Below are 20,452 nucleotides of genomic sequence, written 5' to 3'. Positions count from 1 at the left end.
AAAGTCGGGCGCGTTTAGTTGGAAGATTGGAGGGCCTCACTCTTGAGCTGGAACGACGCAATCTCAAAGGTCGCATCGAGGGTGCGCGGGTCTTTCGGGATCGCGCGCAGCGTAAAGCCGGTGAGGGTCAGGTAAGGGCTTTCGGCCTTCAGCTTTTCGTCGAAGGCCATCAAGTCGGGAAGGGAAGCCCGGTCGATATTGAGTCGAACCCGGTAAAAGTTGAAGAGTTCCGAGGATTCCGTGGGCGCACGGTTGATCACAAAGTCCTGCAAGGCGTTATCGCGCGCCATGGCGTCGATCTTGCCGAAGAGCTGGCTGGCGTTGAGCGTGCGCTCCGGCTCGATGTCGGTAATGGCGTGCTCGTAATCAAGCTGAGCCTGCTCGGCCTGGGCCAGCTTGCGCTCCTGCGCGGCGAGGTTTTGGCCGGTGCGCTTGAAGTGACGGATCTCGGGCCCGAAGTCCCCCAGCACGGCGAAGAGCCATACCAGCAGGATCACCCAGACGAAGGCCAGCGCCAGCAAGCGTTCGCGGATGGAGAGCCGTCTTAACCAATGAAAGATCTTTTGCTGCATGGCGGTTTAAGGTTGGGAAGCCAGGGCAGAGCGTTGTTCGTCGGCCAGGTTGGGCACGTCGGAGAAAGTGACTTTGAGGCGGTATTCGGCGCCGCGGGTCTCCGAAGTCTGTTCGACGGTGGCCGTCGTGATGAAAGGAAGTTCGCGCAGCAAGTCCACATAGTTGTTGACGGGCCCCACGGCAGTGGCCTTGCCCGTGATCTCGATCGTATCGAGCCCATTGGAAGTCACGCGTTCGAAGTAGACCTCGGGAGGGCGCACCATGTTGATCAGCTCCAGCATGCGGAACGGGCGCAGCCCGGCGCGGGAGCTGGACTGCAGGCGCTCGGTCAGCAACTGCTGTTGCGTAATGGTATCGACACGGGCCATCTGCTCGGCCTCCTTGGCGGCGCGGGCACCGTTCCAGGCAGAGAGGCCGAAGAGCGCGAGCTGCAGGAGCAGCAGCAAGATAAAGGTGCCCGCTGCGGCCAAAGCGGCGATCGTCAGGTAACCTGCGAAGCGCTGTTCACGCTGCAGGCGCGTCTTGGCCTCGGCATCGCGCAGGTCCAGCGTCCACCAATCGGCTGCGCCCCATTGGGGGTAGACGACCTGTTGATCGTCCCCGTGGCGGATCGTCCAGTGCCAGCCGCGATCCTTGGAATGCGTGACGAGGCCCACCGTCCAGTAGCCCTCTTCGACCTGGGCATCGGCCACGCCGGGTAAGGCGCGCAACGCCTGTTCGCGGGCAAACGCGTAGGCCGTCTCGTCGGCTTCTTCGGGCAAGGGGACGGAGCGCACAGCCTGGGGCAGGGGCTTGCCCTTTTCCAGCCGCAGGGCCGTCATGCTGCCGGAGGCTTCGACAAAGCGCACCACCACGGGGGCCTCCACGCGGGTGACGGCGGTGAGAAAGCCCGGGAAGACGTGCGCGGCCTTTTCATCCAGCTTCAGCCCGGCCTGTTCGAGGCGGAAGCGCGGCACGGCGACGAGCAGCAGCTGGTGACGCTCGGCATCGGTCCAGTAGCCCCAGCACAGTTGCTCCACGGGGAACGGGGACGAGCCTTCCAGCGTCAACTCGGCAAACGCCGCATATTCTTCCGGAGGCAACTCCGGTGGCAACTCGGCGAGCTGGGCAAAACAGAGATGACCGGGGATCCACTGGATCGGAGTATGTTCGGCAACCTCTGCCGTTTCGGGGCTAAGCGCAGCGAGCTTCATTCAAGTCTGTCATTAAAGTTCCCAGCTGTTTCGGCTGTCCAACCAATTTTTGTGTTCTCCCGCAGGCGGATGATCTGAAAGGGGAAGCGCTCGCTCTGCTGCTGGCTGGTATTCTGCGTCGAGCGGTCGCTTTCGCCCTCTGTATCCTGGCGACCTTCCTGGCCCTGACGGCCTTGTTGCCCGCCCTGCTGGTCGTCCCCTTGTTGGCCATCCTGCCCTTGGCGATCGCCATCGCCCCCTCGGCCCACATCTTCTCCACCGTCGCCGCCGTTTTCGCCGTCGCCGTTCCGGTTGGAGTTGTTGTTGCCGGAGCTGGAGCCGATTTGCAGCAGGGTGGTGAGGGCAAACTGGGCGTCTCCGCGCGTGGCGATAACCTCCACCCACAGCTGGCCCACCTCGATGGACGCCATCGAAGTTTCGGTAACGGAGGCATTGCCGATGTCGCGGTAATAGCGGTCGTCTTCGGTATCATCGTCGTCCCAGCCGTCTCGGTAGTCCACAATTTCGCGGGCGTCGAGCACTTGCAGCTCTTCCAGCGCATAGAGCACCTCGGCGGGAGCGGTATTGATGTTTACGGGGCCCTCGTAGCGCAGGGACGCCATGCGCTTGAGCTGCGCCCAGGCGGGGGAAATGCGTTCCTCATCCATCCAGAACGCCTCGCGCATGGCCGGGATCAGCTCCAGCTCGGCCCACTCGCGCGGCTTGCGATTGGCGGCGCGGATCGGCGGGTCGAGGCGCTTGTAGTCCTCGCCGTCAAAGCCGTTGAGGCGCTTGAGGTCGTCGTCGTCGCCCCAGTCGAGCAGGCTGTCGGCGGCGTCGTTGGCCAGGTAGTCCGGAATGCCGAGATAGGTAAAGAGCGCGACGAGTTGGTCGTAATCCAGCGAGTTGAGGGGGAGGCGCGACGATTCCTCGACCAGCCGCACCTCGATGGTAACCCCATTCTTGGGCTCGTAGTGCGCGAATTCCAGCGGCTTGGACCAGCCTTGCGCGGGCCCCCACAGGTGCTCTTCCACCTCCTGGAAGGCGGCCAAGGTGGCCACGGTGGCTTCGAGCGAAGCGTAGGCCTCGTGTCGCAAATCGTCCTGGTTCTGGTAAAGGGAGCTGTAGCGCAGTTGCTGGAGCGCCTCATCCATAAACGCCACCACGATGATCGAGAGCAGCATCACCAGCGCCAGCACCAAGACGAGGATGCTGCCGCGGCGAGAGCGAAGGCTCGGGCGTTGTCTAATACGCAGGGTCACGGGTGGAAAGGGGGAGGGGCACGTAGCGCTCGGTTATTTGCTCGCCGAGGGTAAACGTCAGCTTGAGGTAACGGGGCAAGGGGAACTCGCCGTCTTCTTCGCGCGGCTCGTCCTCGACTTCCCACTCGTCGATGTCTTCCTCGTAGTAGACGTATTCGACGTTTCGCACGTAGGGGCTCAGCAATGTTGTGCGCAGGTCGCGCTCGTAGCGCACTTCCGGCTGCAGCATGCCAAACCAGATCAGGGAAAGCTGGCGCTGCTGATCGTCGAAATAAAGGTAGCTCTGCGCTTCGGGCGACGTGCGCTCGTCGACCTGCAGGAGCGGGCCGGTCTGGTATTGGTAGATGGCCAGCAGCGGGCGGTTCGGGCTGCCGTTCCAGTGCGGAGGCAGGGCAAACTGAAGGGCCTCGCTCGGCAACTCTTCGACGCCTTCCGGCTCGCCCAGGCGGTCTTCATCGGCAAAGGCGTCGGCGGCGGCGAGGGTCTCGCGCAGGTAAAAGGCCACCCCGTCGGCATGGTTGGGCAGGAAGAGGCCCTGATTCCGGTTCAGCCACGTCTGGCTGATCGTAAAGATGTGGAACGACATGACCGTGAGCAGCCCTCCGGCGAGCACGATCACCACGAGCATCTCCACCAGGGTGAAGCCGCGCCGATGCAAAGAGCGCTTACCAGTCACGGCGGTCCGCGACCCTTTCAATCGCATCCTGTGTGTCGTCCACCAGCCGGCCCCGATCCGTCGGGTCCGACCAGTTCTTGTTGTAGACGAGCAGCGTTTCCTCGAAGCGGCTGTCCTGAAGGCTGTCGCCGTTGCGCCAGCGGTATTCGAGCGTCACGTAAAAAAGGTCGGGCAGGTCGGTTTCCTCCAGCTCGGCCTCCCAGTCGATCTCGCCCAGCAAGGGGGTCGTGAATTCGCCGCCGTCCTCCAGCTCCATGTAGTCGCCGATGGCGAAGATCTGGGCACGCACCCAGCGGAGGTCTTCCCGCTGCGCCGCGTGGTCGACCCGCTCGGTCGGCAAGGCGTTGAGCGCGGCGATAAAAGCCTGCGTCAGCACCGCAATGGACATGAAGGCGATGGCCATGGCCACGATCACCTCCACCAGGCTGAAGCCGCTGCGTTGGGAGCGAAGGCGCGGCATCAGCGGGTCTCCTGGGGGAATGGACGCCCTGAAAAGGGGTCGATAGTGACGCTGCCGCGGTCCTGGATGTCGAGTTCCCACTCGGCGGTAAAGGGCGATTCGCTGCGGTCGGGCGCAAACTGCACCCGGTCGACTTCGCGACGCTGTGGGCGATCGTCGACCCGAAAGCCCTCGGCGGGCATCTGGATAAACCACTGCCACTCGATGTCGTCCTTCACCTTGCTGTAGCGGGTGGTGACGGTCTGCAGCGTGGAGCCGTCGGCGCTGCGGATCTCAAACTGCGCCTGCTCGGGCTGGAAGAAGAGCTGGGTCACTTCCTTGCGCTGGGCGGCGTAAAAACGGGCCTCCTGCACGGCATAGACCAGCGATTCCTCCAACGAACGTGGATCTTTGCGGCCCAGCATCGGGGTCACGGAAAAAGCGATCACGCCGCTCAAGGCTGCCATCAGGCCAAGCACGATCATGATCTCAATGATCGTAAAGGCCTTGCGTGGGGAGCGCGAGAAGCTGGAGCACAGGAAGCACACGGTCGGTTAAACGCAATGGCCCAGCCTTAGTTGCGTCGCAACCCTTTTCTATAACGCTTGTCAGGAGAAAACAAAAAAGGCCGGCGTTGACGGCCGGCCCTTGATGCAAAGTTACGATAACGTTGCTTACCAGTTTCCAATATCGTCACTGTCGCTGCCTGTGTCGTTGGCCATAGACCAGACGTCGTATTTCTTCGCGCCGTGCGGGTTTTTCGTCCCGGGATAACGATATTGATACGGGTTGCCCCAAGGGTCGATCAGGTCGTCCTGCGAGTCGATATAAGGACCGTTCCAGCGCCCTTCCTTGCCGGCGGGGGCGCTCCAGAGCGCGGCGAGGCCCTCTTCGGTCGAGGGGTAGTTGCCCACGTCGATGCGGTACTGCGTGAGCGGGGCTTCGATCGAACTGGTGGCAAACATCTCGGCTGTTTTCTCCTGGCCCTGCCCGAAAATGCCGGCGAGGTTGCCCACGACAAGGCCCATCACAAAGGTGATGAGCGCAAAGACGATAAGCATCTCGGTGATGGTAAAACCGCCGCGGGGCCGATGACGGAAAGCTCTGGACTGCTTCATGTCATCTAAAAACGTCTGAGAACGCTTCGGGTTGCAACCTCACAGTGGATAAAAAAGCGCCGCTCGTGGAGGAGCGGCGCGCAGAGAGCGGGAATCGAGAGATACTGCTAGTTTAGCTGGAAAGGGAATTCCTGGCGTACGCGGGTATTCACCGCGCGCCCATCCTGCTTGCCCGGCTCGAAACGGGCTCGCGTCAGCGCGCGGATCACCGATTCGCTGAAGTCGGGATGCGACGATTTTTCGATCGTGATCTTGCCCACCGTGCCGTCGGACTTGACCTCAAAAATCGCCACCACATGGCCGCTGGCGCGGATCTGCTTTTGCGCCAGCGGATATTGAATATCCAGGCGACCGGTCGGGCGCGGCTTTTCCGTCAGGTCCTCGAAGGCGATGAATCCATCGTAGATGTCATCTGGAATGATGATGCCATAATCGAACTGCACGGGGATGCCGCCCGATCCTTCGGCGATACCTTCCATCACGTCGAGGGGCGGCGGTTGCAGATCGGGCTTGGGCTCCTTGAGTTCGATCTGCTGCTCCACCTTTGGCGGCTCGACGATGGTCACCGGGTCGACGACCGGTGGCTTGATCTGAGTCGGGTCGATGCCCGTGTCGGCGGGCTGGACCTGCGCGGTGATCCATTGGCTGATGGGGAGGAGCAGCATCACCGCAAAGGCCAGGGTAACGCAGCTGGCCAGCGAGAGGGGGACCTCGGGCTTGAGGTTCGGGGGCATGTTCGAGTCGCTCATGGAGTAGATGGGGCTAAGGAGAAAATAAGCTCCGGCGGGGAAGGGGATGGATCGCGGGAGCGGTGGAACTATAACTCGGTTTGACCTCCCTTGTCACGATAATATGCGTAGATAACCTCAGAAAATGGGCACAAAAAAACGCCGCTCCCAAAGTGGAAGCGGCGTGAAAGGATGGACCGTGTCAGGTCTCTTAGCGGGACTGGATCGCGGCGTTGATCTGATCCAGGTAGCTCTGGATGTATTCCTGACGCTTCAGCTGTTGGGCGCGGGTCAGCAGGTCGGCTGCGCGGGGCAGCTCGCTGCGCTTCACGCGGAGCTGGGCGTGGGCCACGAGGGCTTCGACCACCGTGTCGATGTCTTCCAGCTCTTCAGCGCGCTCAAAGTAAGTGATGGCCTGCTGTTGCAGGGCGATCTTGCGCTGCTGGTAGTTGGCATTGTCCTGCGCTACATCCGGCTCGGCCGAGGAGTAGTAACGGCCCAGCACGATGAGGGCGCGGCCATTGAAGGGATCGGTCTTGAGGATCTCTTCGAGGTTGGCGACGGCCTCTTCGGTCTTGCCCTGGGTCAGGTTGATTTCCGAGCGCAGGGTCAGGATGTCGTTCTTCTGCTTGGTCGTCAGCTCGCTCATGTTCTGCTCGATGGCGTCGAGCAGCTGCGTGCTTTCGTCGAAAGCTTCGTAACGGTTCAGGTACTGGGCGGCCTGGTAGTATTGGGTGAACGAGCGAGCCTCAGCCGACTTTTGCACGGCGGCAAGGTAGGCATCTGCGGCGTCGCGCACCATTTCCTTGTTCAGGTAGATGTCGCCCAGCAGCATGAGCATGGGGGCATCGGCCTTGCCGAGGAAGCGCACGATCTCGAGGTTCTTGGCGGCCTCGTCGATCATGTCCATGCCGATGTAGCTGTTGGCCTGGGCGTTCCAGTACTGGACGTTGTTCGGCTTTTCGAGCAGCAAGTCGCCAAAGAGGGCGGCGGCTTCGGCGTAGCGCTCCTGCTGGAGCAGCACGTTACCGAGCAGTTGCTTGAACTCGGTGATGCCCGGGTTGAGCATCATCGCGCCACGCAACGCGTTTTCGGCCGGGATCAGCTGCCCTTGGTCGAAGTAGATCGAGCCGAGGAGGCCGAAGGTCACCGGGTCGTTGTCGCCCAGTTGCAGGGCCTTGACGAACGATTGGGCGGCGAGCTGCGGGCGATCCGTCTTGAAGTAGATGTGGGCGAGGTTCTTGTGGGCGCGCAGGAAGTTGGGCATCCCGGTGTTGGGATCCACGGCGCGCTTGAAGTAGTTCTCTGCCTGGCTGTAGCCAGCCTTGTTGTTGGTCAGATCGGCATTCTGCATGCGCAGCGCACCGGCGATCTGCAGGATCAGGGGCGAGGGCTTGGGGCTGGAGTTGATATAGGTCTCCAGCGCAGCCAGCGCCTGATTGTTGGCCTGCACGTTGGCTTCGCCCGTCTGCTGGCCCAGGATGGTCCGCAGTTGGCCGAGCGCCGCCATGGCGGGCTGGTCGTCGCGGGGGATATCGGGCTCGATCGCGAGATTGATCGTGAGGAGCCCGGCCATCGCATTTTGCCAGACCGGCGTTTGATAGATACCAGCCGCGGTCTGAAGCGGTTGCACAGGGGCGGGGCGGGGTTGAACGCCCTGGGCCGTGACGAGGGAGGTCACGGTCGCAAACAGGGCAAGGAAGGAAAAGCGTTTCTTCATGACGTAGGAATGAAGGCGTATCAAACTATCTTAAATTGAAGGGGAAGGGTTGACGAACCCAGACGTTCACGGCCTTGCCGTCCTTTTGTCCTGGTTCGAAACGCAGACGGCGCAGGGCGCGCACCACGGCTTCTTCAAAGAGGGGGTGGTCCGACTTTTCGACGCGGATTTCACCGACCGAACCGTCAGCCTTTACGACGAAGCGCACAATCACCTCGCCCTCCACGCGCTGGTTCTTCAGCTCGAGGGGGTATTGGATGTTGGGGCGCCCCACCATGTTGGGCTTTTGGGTGAGGTCGCTGAGCTCGTAGATGATTTCGCTCATCTGCTGGCCCAGGTCGAGAGACGGCATCGTGAAGTCGCCACCGGCGAGGCCGGAAAGGTCGGAATTGAGGGAAAGCTCAAGCTGCTCGATCGACGGCGGCTCGAATTCCTGCTCCATTTCCTCAATTTCCTGCTCCTCGGGTTCTTCCGGGGGCGGCGGGGTGATGTCGTCCATCTGCGGCGGCTGGTAATCAACGATGTCGACCTCCTGCTTGTCATTGTCCGTCATGCCAGTGATGTACTGGCTGATGGGGAGGAGCAGCATCACGACGAGCGCAAGGATGAGCCCGGTGATGAGGGAAAACGGCACCTCCGGCTTCAAATTCGGTGGAATATGGCTCTTGCTCATGGGAGGCAGGGGTTAGTCGTTGATGGTCGAGAAGTAGACCGGCGTGGTGGCGGAGGCGTACTTCGCTTCGTTGACGACGCGGATGACGATGTCGGATGGCGCGGCGCGGTCCGGCTGGATAATCACCGGCATGCGCGAGTTTTCCGACACGTTGCGGACGACGACGGGGCGAACGCCGGTGACGCCGATGGGCTGGCCACCGTACCACACTTCACCTTGGTCGGTGACGGCGATCAGGATCGCGTTGCGCTCGAGCTGGAATTCCGTCGTGGCGGTTTCCCGCACGACTTCCACCCCCGGCTCCTGCGTGAAGACCGTCGTCACGATGAAGAAGATCAGCAGGATGAACACCATATCAATCATCGGAGAGATGTTGATATCGCTGACTTCCGCTTCCTGGTTGAGAGTTCCTCGTTTGGCCATGGCGTTTAGGCAGCTTGGTTGTGTTGGCGGTGGATGCGCTGCACCACGGCGGTCTCGAGCTGGGCGAGGAACGCAAGGTAGCGGTTACGCTCACGCACGACCCAGGCGAGGAAGAGGTAGCCGGGAATCGCGATCATCAGGCCCGTCTGGGTCGTGATGAGGGCGACGCGGATACCTTCCGCCACCAGTTCCGCCGCTTGTCCAGACGCGCTGGAGAGGCCACGGAAGGTGTCGAGCATGCCGATCACGGTGCCAAGGAGGCCCATGAGGGGGGCAATCGTCACCAGGGTGCTGATTACGGTAATGCGCGCATTGATGTCCGGGACGATCCGGGCGCGCACGGCCTCGACGCGAAGGAGGTTTTCCTCACCGAAGGTGTCGTGGTCGCCGCGCACGAAGCGCACGACCTGGCCGACGTGCCCAGTGCCTTGGCCGGGCTGGTCGAGCCACGGTTCCCAGGTCTTCTTGGGCGTTTTCTTCAGCTTGGCGCGTTTGAGGCGCAGAATAACGGCTATGGCTTCGAAGTAGATGAAGATGGCGAGGATGGCGAGCGGGATCATCAGCCAGCCGCCCTCCCTCCAGATACCTACGATGAAATCTAAGCCCTCTGCGGAGAACAGGCTCTCGGGGCCGCCCACCAGCCGAGCCTGCTCCGCCGCGGATAGCGACTGATCGCTATCGGCGGTTGCTTGGGCGAGCAGGTGCATGAATGGCATCATTCGGTGGGGTGGGGGTTAGGCGGAGCGGTTGGCTTCTTCGACGCGCATCTCGACGATCCCGTTCACGAAGCCGACGGCCGTCTGTTCGAGCGAGCCGATCACGCCCTTGGCCTTGCGGCTGAGCATCGCGTGAATGACGAGCGTCGGGATGGCCACGATCAGACCCCACTTGGTGGTGATCAGCGCTTCGGAAATACCGGAGGAGAGGCTCTTGGCGTCGCCGGTACCCACGATGGTGATCAGCTTGAAGGTCTTGATCATACCCGTCACGGTGCCGAGCAGACCGAGCAGCGGGGCCACGGCGGCCGTCACGGCGATGAAGGCGAGGAAACGCTCCAGCTTGGGCTGGGTGGCGATGATTTGCTCGTAGAGCACTTCGTCGATCACTTCCTTGTCCTGGTCGGCGTTTTCCACTGCCACGGTGAGCATGCGACCGGCGGGGCCGCCGACGCTCTTGGCGTGGGCCAGCGCCGCGCTCTGGTCGCCATTGCGGAGGTGGCCGAGGATCTTCTCCAGGTCGGAGGCCTTGGCCTTGCGCACGCTCATCAGCTCGATGAGCTTGAAGACGGCCACGATCATGGCGGCGATGAAGAAGCCGAGGATCGGCCACATCGCAAAGCCACCAGCTTCGAACTCTTGCACGAGGCTCAGGCTCTGCACCACGTTTTCGACGGCTTCACCGCCGGTGGTGTCGATCGGGAGGGTGCCTTCGCCCTGAACGGCAGCGGCAATGCTTTGCTGGAACTGGGGCAGGGGGAAGACTTCGGCGCGGTTGTCGATTTCCTGGCGGGTCAGGCCCACCGTGCTGCCGTCAGCCGAAACGAAGTAGGAGACGGGGCCGGCCTGGACGAACGAGCCGTCGAGGATCGTGCCGGAGCCGCGCACTTGTGCCTTGCCTTCGAAGGTCTTGCCGCCGATCAGCTCCCACGAGCGGTTGACGGCGGTGTCGAGGACTTGGAGCTGGCGGTTGAAAATCTCGCTGTCGGAGAGGTCGCTCTCGGCCTGGGCGGCTTCGATCGCGCCATTGAGCGTGCTGAAGTAGACCGGGATTTCGGCCGGGTTCAGCGAGGTCTGCAGGCGGTTGAAGTAGTCGTTGAACAGCGTGTTCTGCAGGTATTGGTTGGCCTGCTGCGATTGGCTGATCGTGCGGTCGAGCTGGCTGGTCTCGACGTCGAGGGTCTGCGTCACGCGCTGGGAGTTCTGGAACTCGGAGCGCAGGTTCGCGACTTCCTGCTCCAGAATGTCGAGGCGGGCCGCCAGGTCGGGCTTCTCGGCATTGATTTCTTGCTGCAGGGCAGCGAATTCCTGGGTCGCTTGCTCAAGCCGATCGCTGATCTGGCCTTGTGCCTGGTCAAAGTTCTGGGCGCTGAGGCTCAGGGTCGTGCCGGCGAGCAAAAGGAGGGATAAAGCCTTTTTCATAGTGTGCTCTCTAAGGGTGCGATGTGCAGCCAGATGTTAGCGGGAGGGGCGGACGTCGGTTACGTTGATCGGCAGTTCGACGAACTCGGCCGGCTTCACGTCGCCACGGTAGTAGATGAACGCCTTCTGGATCTGCGGGGCGAGGTCGTTGCGCTCGGTCCACTGCCAGCCGCCCTTGGCGGGCGTGCCGATCCCGGCGATCGTGCCTTCCTGGTCCACATAGTAGGCTTGGGCGAGCCCGAGGTAGAGCACATCGACCGACTTGCTCTGGCCGTCGGCCGTTTGCTTCAGGTCGGTCGTGATGATGAACTGGGAGTTGAAGCGCTCGATCTGGTTGAGGATGCCGATCACCACCGCCATGCGGTTGGAGACCGGGCCCTTGCCCAGTGAGGGGGTGAGCTTCTCGACGTCCCGCTTGAGCGGGGCGGGGAGGTAGTCGATCATGGCGGCGATCTGCGCTTCGTAGTCGGGCAGCTTGTCACGCACCACGTTGGTGGCGGAGGTCAGCTGGCTGATCTGGCTGCGCTTTTCCGAAATCACCTGCTGAGCGGAGGACGCCCTCTCTTGAGCCGTGGCGATGCGCTCCTGCAGGTCGGCCTTTTCCTGTTCGAACAGGTCGATCCGGCGCTGGATGATTTCCTTCTCTGCCTGCCATTCGTTGCGCGCTTTTGCAATATCTTGCCGCACGCGGACGTATTCCGAAATCGAGTTGCGGGTGCTGTCGATTTCTTGCTTTACGGCCGCAGTGTTTTGTTGCGCGGCAAGTGACGTCGCGCACAAAGCGACTGCACACAGGCCAAAGCGGGTCGTCTTCTTCATAATAGGGTGGTGAACTTTGTCAGGGTTGGTTCGTAAGGAGGTTCCGGTGGCGGGCCGTACGGTATCAACTGTTGAGGACGCCGCAGGGGGTTCGCTGTCCGGGGCACGTCGGGGCTCGCAGGGGCGTGCGCTTGCGTGCAGCCATGGCTGCCGACGTTCTAGGAGTTTATTGGGGTTGTCAATCAAATGGACTAGTAGTGAGGCTGATGGTGGGCCATGGGGTGTGGTAGCCTTGTCGATACTACAACCTGTCACCGTCGCGTATCGGAAATGTCAAGTGTCTAGACTTTCCCACCTGCAAGAATGGACGCTCAACTGAAGGAAAATGCTCGAAAATAATTTTTTTCTTTACCGGGTGCCCCAGTTTTGGCTCTATCTCCCCTTTCTCATGATCAAAACCCGCAAATCCATCGCCAAGAAGTTCAAGGTTACGGCTTCCGGCAAGGTCATGCGTCGCAAGGCTGGGCACCGGCACTTTCTGCGGAACAAGACCGTGAAGCAGAAGCGCAAGATGCGCCAGGACCAGCAATGCAGCAACGGCGTGACCCGCTTTGTGAAGATTGCCTGCCCGGGCATGTTCTAAAGCCCGCCCTCGAACTGACTGAAGAATCATCCGGCTCGAGAGGGTGAGCACCGCTCGGCGACCCTCCAGCCACGCTACCAAAATAACAAAACATGCCGAAATCACGTAATGTTGCCGCCACCCGCAAGCGGCACCAGCGCAAGCTGAAGCAAGCCAAGGGCTACTTCGGAAACGCCAGCCGCCTCTACCGTTATGCCAAGCAAGCGGTCGACCGCGCCGGTCAGTTTTCCTATCGCGACCGTCGCGTCAAGAAGCGCGAGTTCCGTAGCCTCTGGATCGTCCGTATCAACGCCGCCTGCCGCGAAGAAGGGATCAACTACTCCCGTTTCATGGCCGGTCTGCGCATCCTGAACATCGAGCTGGACCGCAAGGCCCTCTCCGAGCTGGCCATCCACGACGAGGCCGCTTTCAAGGCCCTGATCGTCAAGGCCAAGGAAGCCGTTCAGCAAGCCGCTTAAGGCTTCGGACCCTGTGACTTTTTCCTCGCCCGTGCGCCCCCCGGCCACGGGCTTTTTTACGCCCGTAAGGCACCTGCGGTTGCAGGAGGCTCGACCTTGGGCTACCTTCGATGGAGCGTATCTACCGCCCGTCCCAAACTTTACCCGTAGCGGGGTGAATCTGGTATGTTTGCCACTGTCAAAGCAAAGCCCCGCTCTCCCACCGCTTTACTCGCCCCGTATCGTGCAGCTGATCCCGCAAACAATCCTGACCTTGGGTGCCCTGCTGGCACTTCCCTTCGCACTGTCTGCCAACCCGGTTGAAGCCGAAGTGCAGGAGCCGGCGGACGCCTTTCTGGTAGAGTCCGACGCGATGGCGGAGGCGATCCTGTTGCTGTGGGAGCTCGACGAGATCGGCTGGGAAAGCCACCACGACCTGGGCGAGCTGGAAACCGCCACCGCAGGCGATGTGGCCGAAGACAATTTTGACGACCGTGAATCGGTCGCCGGTATGCAGCAGATGCTGGGCTCGAAGGAATGGGAAGCGCTCGAACGCCTCCGCCTCGCCTTCGACGACCGCTGCTTCAAGGCCAGCCGCTTCAAATGCCTCTCTGCCTGGAACCCGGGCAAAGACGAGGCCAAAGCGGGCAGCCACCTCTAGAGCTTTACAGTGTAACCGAGAACTTGAGAAAACATTCGGCGGTCGCAATCACGCGACCGCCGATTTTTTTGTCTGTGTGGGAGGCTTGCGAGCTATTCCTCAACTTCAAGCAGATCGAGCCCCGGCCGATTCGTTTCTCGCCTTGCCAAAGGCAGGCCAATGGTGTGGCTTGGACAACCCAACCCATGGAAGCGGAATTGCAAGCGATCATCGCGCAAGTAGAGCGCGACCTTCCCTCAGTCCAGACCCCGGCCGCCTTTGAGCAGTACCGGGCGACGATTAGCGGGCCCAACGGCAGCTTTACGGCCGTCACCAAGACCATCGGCAAGCTCTCGCCCGCCGAACGTCCCCAGGCCGGCAAGCTGATCAACCAATACAAGACGCGCCTGCAGGAGCTCTACGATGCCAAGTTTGCCGCGCTCGAAGCCGCCGCCTTGCAAGAGCGCGTGGGCCCCGCCGTCGACGTGACGCTGCCCAGCCCCGACGCCCAGCCCGGCAGCCTGCACCTCATCACCCAGGTGCGCGAAGAAATCTGCCGCGTGATGCGCAAGATCGGCTTTACCGTGGCCGACGGCCCGGAAATCGAGACGGAGTATTACTGCTTCGACGCGCTCAATACCCCCGCCGACCACCCGGCCCGCGACGCGCAGGACACCTACTACGTGCACCCCGAAGCCAAGGTGGGCAACGTCTCGCGTAAGGCTGCCGAGCGCTACCTCCTGCGCACGCACACCTCCAGCGTGCAGATCCGCACCTTGCTGAGCGAAAAGCCGCCGCTGCGCATTCTCTGCCCGGGCCGCTGCTTCCGTCGCGACACGGCAGACGCCACCCATAGCGCCAATTTCCACCAGATCGAAGCCCTCTACGTCGACTGCGGCGTGACGGTGACCGACCTGAAGGCGGACCTGGACTACCTCTTCAAGAGCCTGCTCGGCAGCGAGGCGCAGATCCGCTTCCGCCCGCACTACTTTGGCTACACCGAGCCCAGCTTCGAGGTCGACTTCAAGGCCAGCCACCTCGGCAAGGTCGGCAGCGACTGGATCGAGATCATGGGCTGCGGCATGGTCGACCCTGCGGTGTTCGAAGAAGTGGGCCTCGACCCCAACGAGTGGAGCGGCTACGCCTTCGGCCTCGGCATCGAGCGCATCGCCATGACGCTCTACGGTGTCGACGACATCCGCTACCTCTACCAGAACGACCTGCGCCTGCTGCGCCAGTTTGCCTAGGCCGCCGGGGTGGGGAGCCCGTGCCCGCACGCGCCCCCGCCGTTGCCCAAACATCCCTTTTTCCGTTTTTTACCGATGAAAATCTCCCGTAACTGGCTCCAGCGCTACGTGGACCTCGCCGATCAGAGCAACGAGGCGATCGCCCATGCCCTGACGATGGTCGGCTTTGAAGTCGAAGGCATCGAGCAGACCGGGTTACCCCAGCTCGATCACGTCGTGGTGGGTGAGATCCTTTCCTACGAGCCGCACCCCGATGCGGACAAGCTCTCCGTCTGTCAGGTCGACGTGGGGCAGGGCGAGCCGCAGCAGATCATCTGCGGTGCCAAGAACTTCAAGCAGAACGACCGCGTAATCGCCGCCCTCCCGGGTGCCGTGCTGCCGGGCGACTTCCGCATCGAGCCGCGCAAGATGCGGGGTGTGCAAAGCAATGGTATGCTCTGCAGCGAGTCCGAGCTTGGTCTGGCCGAAGAGTCCGACGGCATCGCGATTCTCGAAGAGCGCCCCGAAGTCGGCACGCCGATCAACGTGGTGTTCTCCGACAACGATACGATCTTCGACGTCGAGATCACGCCCAATCGCCCCGACGCGCTGAGCCACATCGGCATCGCGCGCGAAATGTCAGCCTGGTTCCGCCGCGAGCTGAGCTACCCCGAGATCCGCCTCGACCCCACGAACGCCCATCGCGGCTCACTGGTCGGGGGCCTTCGCGTAGAGGCCGACGAGCGCTGCCCGCACTACCTTGGCTACTCGATCCGCAATGTGAAGGTGCAGGAGAGCCCCAAGTGGCTCAAGCGCGCCCTCCAGGCCATCGGCCTGCGCCCGATCAACAACGTCGTCGACATCACCAACTACGTGTTGCATGAGCTGGGCCACCCGATGCACGCCTTCGACGTGAAGAAGATCGCGGGCAGCGTCGTCGTCGTCCGCCTGGCCAACGAAGGCGAAAAGATCACGACCCTCGACCACAAGGAACGTACCCTCACGGCTGATACACTCGTGATTGCCGACGCTGAGCGCCCGCTGGTCATCGCCGGCGTCATGGGCTCGGTCGAAGCCGAAGTCGACGAGACCACGACGGATATTTTCCTCGAAGTCGCCTACTTCCGCGCGTCGTTCATTCGCCGCACTTCCCGCCAATACGGCCTTTCCTCCGACAGCTCTTATCGCTACGAGCGCGGTATCGACCCGAAGGGCGCCGAATACGCCGCCATGCGTGCCATCGACCTGATCGTGCAAGTGACGGGAGGCGACCTGATGGGGCCGCCCCTTAGCGCGGGCGAACCACCGCTGATCGAGCAGTCGATCGACTTGCCGCTCCAGTTCGTCTACGACCGCCTCGGCTTCACCATTGAGGAAAACGAAGTGGTCGACTGCCTGCGCTATCTGGAGCTGGACGTGCGCCGCGAAGAAAGCAACGGCCAGACGACCCTCCGCGTCGGCATCCCCAGCTTCCGCCTCGATCTTTACCGCCCGATCGACCTCGTGGAAGAGATTCTGCGCATCTACGGCTGCGAAAAGATCCCGGCCACGACCAGTCGCTTCCCGAGCCTGCTGGCGGAGGACGCCCCTTCTGCCCGCCTGACGCGCCGCGTTTCGCAACTGCTCCTAGGCAAAGGCTTTAACGAGGCGATGCACTACACGCTGCGCCCCGAGAGCGAGCTGAGCACCTGGGCCGCCGGGGCCAACCCGACCAATCTGGCGCTGCAAAACCCGCTCGCCAGCGACGCCAGCCACCTGCGCCCCTCGCTCTTGCCCGGCCTGCTCGACTGTTTAGCACTCAACCAGGCCCGGGGTAACGAACCGCAGCGCCTGTTTGAGACCGGTCGCGTGTTCCGTGAGTTCAAGGGCCAAGTCCATGAGTTGACCGCCGTGGCCTTCGTGCTCAGCCAAAAAGCGCCCTCGCAATGGAGCCAGCGCCAGCAGCCCGACTTCTACACCGCTTCGGCCCTGATTCAGGAGGTGCTCAAAGGCTGCGGCGTCAGCGTTACGCCCGACCGCTTTGGCCCGGTGGAAGGCACCGGCGTCTGGCAAGGCGGCCACAGTGCCGGCTTCGGACGCCTGCAGATGGGCTTCGAGGCCCAATTCGGCCTGCTCGACGTCAAGCTGACCCACGATGCCGATATCGAGGGTGGGGTGCTGGCAGGTGAAATCGTGCTCACGCCCGACTTCCTGCAGCGCCCGGCCAAGCGCGCCCGCTACTCCAGCTTCAGCCAGTTCCCGACCGCCACGCGCGACCTCGCCCTGCTGGTCGACGCCTCCGAGCCCTCCGGCAAGGTGCGCAACAAGCTGGAAGGCATTGGCCGCAAAGCCACGGGTAAGGATTTCGACCTTGAGCAGGTGGAAGTCTTCGACGTCTACCTCGGTCAAGGCCTGCCCGACGGCAAGAAGAGCCTCGCCTTCAGCCTCACCTTCCGCAGCGCCGACCGCACGCTGACGGAGAAGGAGGTCAACGCTGCCTTCACCCAGATCCAGCACCAGATGACCAAGGGCACCGGCTACGAGCTGCGGTCCTGATCCATCAGCACAACGTTTTTAACGCACAAGGGAGGTCCCACGCCGGAGCCTCCCTTTGTTGTGTGCGCTATTCCACACTTGCCACCCCGGCGGCGTCGGTCTACGGCTTTTGACTTATGGCAGAGCAAACGCCGGCAATGGATCTGGATTACGTGGCCAACCTGGCCCGCATTGAGTTGACGCCCGAGGAGAAGGAGCGCTTCGCGAACCAGTTTAGCGCCATCCTGGGCTACTTCGAGAAGCTCAAGGCGGTGGATGTGAGCGGCATCGAGCCGACGGCGCACGCCTTCCCGGTCGAAAACGTGCTCGGCGCCGACGAGCCTGGCCCGGCCTTCTCCCCCGAAGAAGCCATGCGCAACGCCCCCGCCCAACGCCAGAACATGGTCGTGGTGCCCAAGGTGGTCGAGGACGCTTGATTAGCTCGCCAAGCGGCCGGATTCGCGGCATGATCGGCGCATGTCGAAGATCGTAACTTGTCTCTGGTATGACGGTAACGCTGAAGATGCCGCCAACTTTTACGTCAGTCTCCTCCCCAACTCGCGGATCGACAAAATCTTCCGCTCGCCTGTAGAAACGCCCGGCAGCCCCGCCGGCTCAGTCCTCACGGTAGAGTTCACCCTCGCCGGTCAGCGCTACATGGGCCTCAACGGCGGGCCCGGCGTCCACTTCACCGATGCCGTCTCGTTTCAGATCATGTGCGAGGACCAGGCCGAGGTCGACCGACTCTGGAATGCACTGAAGGCCAGCGGCGGCAAGGAGATCGCCTGTAGCTGGATCAAGGACCGCTGGGGCCTCAGCTGGCAGATCGTTCCGACCCGCTTGATGGAGCTGATCCAGGACCCTGACCCCGAGCGCTCTCGCCGCGCCATGATGGCGATGATGGACATGGTGAAGATCGACATCGCCAAGGTCGAAGCCGCTGCGGATGGACGTGCCTAGCCGTTTATGAATAAATTACTTTCTACATTACCCTTGGCCGATAAGTCCTCGGTCGAGCAAATCCGTGCGCGCTTCGATGGCGACGTGGAGCGCTTCTCCAACCTCGAAACCGGCCAGGTCGCTGCGCTCGACGGTCGCCTGATGCTGGAGACGATTACCGCCGCGGCTCGTGGCTGCATACCGCAAGCGCGCGGCGTGCTCGACCTCGGCTGCGGCGCGGGCAATTACTCCCTCATGCTCCAGCAGGCCTATGGTCGCGAACTCGACTTCCACCTCGTCGACCTCAGCCAGCCGATGCTCGACCGCGCGCAAGAGCGCCTGCGCGAGGCCGGGGCAGGGGAGCTGCACCTCCACCAGAGCGATTTGCGCACGCTCGACCTGCCGGAAGGAGAGGTGGATATCATCGTGGCCGCTGCCGTGCTCCACCACCTGCGCGAAGAGCACGAATGGCAGGAGGTCTTCGCCAGTCTCTACCGCTGGCTGCGCCCCGGTGGCTGGCTCTTCATCTCCGACCTCGTCACCCACGACGACCCGCAGATCGACGCCCAGCAGTGGGACGCCTACGGCCGCTATCTCGAAGGCCTCAAAGGCCCCGCCTACCGCGAGCAAGTCTTTGCCTACATCGCACAGGAAGACTCGCCCCGTTCCCTCGCCTTCCAACTCCGCCTGATGGAGCAAGTCGGCTTCACCAGCTGTGAAGTCCTCCACAAGCACGCGGTGTTCGCCGCCTTCGGCGGGAGGAAGGGGTAGGGGGAGCCCTGCAATGGCGGATCAATGACTTTCGGAAGTTATTGGCCGCCATCCACGCTTGCCAACTGCGCGGCTACGGCCCAAACCTGTAGGTCATGTCCGGTGAATTGATCTGGCACAGCGCCACCGCCCTTTCCGACCTGCTGGAGCAGGGAAGCCTTACCTCGCGTGAACTGACGGAGGCCTGCCTCGCCCGCGCCGAGGCCGTGGAGCCTCGCGTGCGTGCCTTTCTCGATACGCATGCCGAGTTTGCGCTGGAGCAGGCGCACGATTCCGACCAGCGCCGCCTGATGGGGCAGGCGCGGGGCCCGCTCGATGGGGTGCCGGTGAGCCTCAAGAACGTGATCGCGGCCAAGGGCATGCCGCTGACAGCTTCGAGCAAGATGCTCGCCCCCTTTGTCAGCCCCTACGATGCGACGGTGACGCTGAAGCTGAAAAACGCCGGGGCCGTCATCCTCGGGCGGACCAACCTCGACGAGTTTGCGATGGGCAGCTCGTGCGAAAACAGCGCGTTTGGCCCCACCTATAACCCTTGGGACACCACCCGCATCCCCGGCGGCTCGTCCGGCGGCGCGGCGGCGTGTATCGCGGCGGGCGAAGTGCCCCTCAGCCTTGGCTCGGATACCGGCGGCTCGATCCGCCAACCGGCCTCGCTCTGCGGCATTGTGGGCATGAAGCCGACTTACGGCCTCGTTTCGCGCTACGGCCTGGCCGCCTTTGCCTCGTCGCTCGACCAGATCGGCCCGTTTGCGCGCACGGTGGAAGACGCCGCGCTGCTGCTCCAAACCATCGCCGGTCACGACCCGTTTGACTCGACCTCGCTCACCACCGACATCCCCGACTACCGCGCGGCCTTGCGCCAGGAGCCCAAGAAGTGGCGTCTGGGCGTGCCGACCGAGTTCTTTGGCGAAGGCCTCGACCCCGAGGTAAAGGCCGCCGTCGAGCAGGCCATCCAGTGGTATGAGCAGCAGGGGTGCGAGATCGTGGAGATTTCGCTGCCGCACAACGAGCTTTCCGTGCCCGTCTATTACGTGCTGGCCCCGGCCGAAGCGTCATCCAACCTCGCGCGTTACGACGGGGTGCGCTACGGCCACCGCAGCGAGCGCGCGACCGACGCGATCGACCTCTATTTCAAGTCCCGTGGCGAAGGCTTCGGCCCCGAAGTGAAGCGCCGTATCCTGCTCGGTACCTACGTGCTTTCCAGCGGCTATTACGATGCGTATTACCTGCGTGCCCAGAAGGTGCGCACGCTGATCCGCAACGATTACATGAAGGCATTCGAGCAGGTCGATGCGATCCTGACCCCGACTTCGCCCACGGCAGCCTTCAAGCTTGGGGAGAAGTCCGACGACCCGCTCGCGATGTATCTGGCCGACATTTACACGATCTCGGTCAACCTCGCCGGCCTGCCCGGCCTCAGCCTGCCCTGCGGCTTCACGAAGGAAAAGCTGCCCATCGGCCTGCAAGTCATCGGCCAGCCTTTCAAGGAAGCCGAGTTGTTCCAGATCGCCCACGCCTACGAGCAAGCCCACGACTGGAAGACCACCCACCCGAACCTGTAACTAATAATTTTCAACAGAAGAACACAAAGAGCACAAAGT

The 20,452-nt window shown here is 62.4% G+C and carries 23 protein-coding genes; 9 read left to right on the top strand and 14 right to left on the bottom strand.

Annotation, left to right across the window (positions count from 1 at the left end):
• Positions 1-14: 14 nt before the first annotated feature.
• From Q7P63_16195 to Q7P63_16130, 14 genes are all read right to left on the bottom strand, one after another.
• Positions 15-572 carry a hypothetical protein gene (locus Q7P63_16195; protein ID MDP0501634.1) on the bottom strand — a complete coding sequence of 186 codons (558 nt, stop codon included), beginning with the start codon at positions 570-572 and terminating at the stop codon, positions 15-17.
• Positions 573-578: 6 nt separating this feature from the next.
• Positions 579-1,766 carry a PilN domain-containing protein gene (locus tag Q7P63_16190; protein ID MDP0501633.1) on the bottom strand — a complete coding sequence of 396 codons (1,188 nt, stop codon included), beginning with the start codon at positions 1,764-1,766 and terminating at the stop codon, positions 579-581.
• Positions 1,763-3,007, bottom strand: a complete 1,245-nt coding sequence (locus Q7P63_16185) for a type II secretion system protein GspK (protein MDP0501632.1) — start codon at positions 3,005-3,007, stop codon at positions 1,763-1,765. The genes Q7P63_16190 and Q7P63_16185 overlap by 4 nt, the downstream gene beginning before the upstream one ends.
• On the bottom strand, positions 2,991-3,683 hold the full coding sequence (locus Q7P63_16180) for a prepilin-type N-terminal cleavage/methylation domain-containing protein (protein MDP0501631.1): 693 nt from the start codon (positions 3,681-3,683) through the stop codon (positions 2,991-2,993). Before Q7P63_16180 ends, Q7P63_16185 begins: the two co-directional genes overlap by 17 nt.
• Entirely contained in the window at positions 3,673-4,143 is a 471-nt protein-coding gene (locus Q7P63_16175) for a prepilin-type N-terminal cleavage/methylation domain-containing protein (protein ID MDP0501630.1), read from the bottom strand. Before Q7P63_16175 ends, Q7P63_16180 begins: the two co-directional genes overlap by 11 nt.
• Positions 4,143-4,670 carry a prepilin-type N-terminal cleavage/methylation domain-containing protein gene (locus Q7P63_16170; GenBank protein MDP0501629.1) on the bottom strand — a complete coding sequence of 176 codons (528 nt, stop codon included), beginning with the start codon at positions 4,668-4,670 and terminating at the stop codon, positions 4,143-4,145. The genes Q7P63_16175 and Q7P63_16170 overlap by 1 nt, the downstream gene beginning before the upstream one ends.
• 126 nt (positions 4,671-4,796) lie before the next feature.
• A complete protein-coding gene (locus tag Q7P63_16165; protein MDP0501628.1) occupies positions 4,797-5,240 on the bottom strand; it encodes a type II secretion system protein GspG in 444 nt (147 codons plus the stop codon).
• 107 nt (positions 5,241-5,347) lie between these two features.
• Positions 5,348-5,989, bottom strand: a complete 642-nt coding sequence (locus Q7P63_16160; protein MDP0501627.1) for a TonB family protein — start codon at positions 5,987-5,989, stop codon at positions 5,348-5,350.
• A 190-nt stretch (positions 5,990-6,179) separates the two neighbouring features.
• The gene (locus tag Q7P63_16155) at positions 6,180-7,688 is read right to left on the bottom strand and encodes a tetratricopeptide repeat protein (GenBank protein ID MDP0501626.1); all 1,509 of its coding nucleotides are present in this window, start codon (positions 7,686-7,688) and stop codon (positions 6,180-6,182) included.
• A gap of 25 nt (positions 7,689-7,713) precedes the next feature.
• Complete coding sequence (locus Q7P63_16150; protein MDP0501625.1) at positions 7,714-8,361, bottom strand: energy transducer TonB; 648 nt, start codon at positions 8,359-8,361, stop codon at positions 7,714-7,716.
• Positions 8,362-8,373: 12 nt separating this feature from the next.
• Positions 8,374-8,784: a biopolymer transporter ExbD gene (locus Q7P63_16145; protein MDP0501624.1), complete on the bottom strand. Its 411-nt coding sequence runs from the start codon at positions 8,782-8,784 to the stop codon at positions 8,374-8,376.
• A gap of 5 nt (positions 8,785-8,789) precedes the next feature.
• A complete protein-coding gene (locus tag Q7P63_16140) occupies positions 8,790-9,503 on the bottom strand; it encodes a MotA/TolQ/ExbB proton channel family protein (GenBank protein MDP0501623.1) in 714 nt (237 codons plus the stop codon).
• Positions 9,504-9,518: 15 nt separating this feature from the next.
• Positions 9,519-10,922 carry a MotA/TolQ/ExbB proton channel family protein gene (locus tag Q7P63_16135; GenBank protein ID MDP0501622.1) on the bottom strand — a complete coding sequence of 468 codons (1,404 nt, stop codon included), beginning with the start codon at positions 10,920-10,922 and terminating at the stop codon, positions 9,519-9,521.
• A 36-nt stretch (positions 10,923-10,958) separates the two neighbouring features.
• Positions 10,959-11,741 carry a DUF3450 family protein gene (locus tag Q7P63_16130; protein MDP0501621.1) on the bottom strand — a complete coding sequence of 261 codons (783 nt, stop codon included), beginning with the start codon at positions 11,739-11,741 and terminating at the stop codon, positions 10,959-10,961.
• Positions 11,742-12,129: 388 nt separating this feature from the next.
• Between Q7P63_16130 and rpmI the strand changes: the two genes are divergently transcribed.
• The 9 genes from rpmI to gatA all read left to right on the top strand — a co-directional run bounded on the left by rpmI (position 12,130) and on the right by gatA (position 20,413).
• Positions 12,130-12,324: a 50S ribosomal protein L35 gene (gene rpmI, locus Q7P63_16125; GenBank protein MDP0501620.1), complete on the top strand. Its 195-nt coding sequence runs from the start codon at positions 12,130-12,132 to the stop codon at positions 12,322-12,324.
• 92 nt (positions 12,325-12,416) lie between these two features.
• A complete protein-coding gene (gene rplT / locus Q7P63_16120; protein ID MDP0501619.1) occupies positions 12,417-12,782 on the top strand; it encodes a 50S ribosomal protein L20 in 366 nt (121 codons plus the stop codon).
• 223 nt (positions 12,783-13,005) lie between these two features.
• Complete coding sequence (locus Q7P63_16115; GenBank protein MDP0501618.1) at positions 13,006-13,422, top strand: hypothetical protein; 417 nt, start codon at positions 13,006-13,008, stop codon at positions 13,420-13,422.
• A 185-nt stretch (positions 13,423-13,607) separates the two neighbouring features.
• Entirely contained in the window at positions 13,608-14,648 is a 1,041-nt protein-coding gene (gene pheS / locus Q7P63_16110) for a phenylalanine--tRNA ligase subunit alpha (protein MDP0501617.1), read from the top strand.
• A 75-nt stretch (positions 14,649-14,723) separates the two neighbouring features.
• Complete coding sequence (gene pheT / locus Q7P63_16105; GenBank protein MDP0501616.1) at positions 14,724-17,162, top strand: phenylalanine--tRNA ligase subunit beta; 2,439 nt, start codon at positions 14,724-14,726, stop codon at positions 17,160-17,162.
• 116 nt (positions 17,163-17,278) lie between these two features.
• Complete coding sequence (gene gatC / locus Q7P63_16100) at positions 17,279-17,578, top strand: Asp-tRNA(Asn)/Glu-tRNA(Gln) amidotransferase subunit GatC (GenBank protein ID MDP0501615.1); 300 nt, start codon at positions 17,279-17,281, stop codon at positions 17,576-17,578.
• Positions 17,579-17,618: 40 nt separating this feature from the next.
• Positions 17,619-18,101 (top strand): VOC family protein, encoded by a 483-nt coding sequence (locus Q7P63_16095; protein ID MDP0501614.1) that lies wholly within the window; start codon positions 17,619-17,621, stop codon positions 18,099-18,101.
• Positions 18,102-18,134: 33 nt separating this feature from the next.
• Positions 18,135-18,851: a class I SAM-dependent methyltransferase gene (locus Q7P63_16090; GenBank protein MDP0501613.1), complete on the top strand. Its 717-nt coding sequence runs from the start codon at positions 18,135-18,137 to the stop codon at positions 18,849-18,851.
• 95 nt (positions 18,852-18,946) lie between these two features.
• Positions 18,947-20,413: an Asp-tRNA(Asn)/Glu-tRNA(Gln) amidotransferase subunit GatA gene (gatA, locus tag Q7P63_16085; protein ID MDP0501612.1), complete on the top strand. Its 1,467-nt coding sequence runs from the start codon at positions 18,947-18,949 to the stop codon at positions 20,411-20,413.
• Positions 20,414-20,452: the final 39 nt, after the last annotated feature.

This window comes from Verrucomicrobiota bacterium JB022 (assembly GCA_030673845.1).
Classification (GTDB): domain Bacteria; phylum Verrucomicrobiota; class Verrucomicrobiia; order Opitutales; family Oceanipulchritudinaceae; genus WOUP01.
This window is presented reverse-complemented; position numbering and strand designations above follow the sequence as displayed.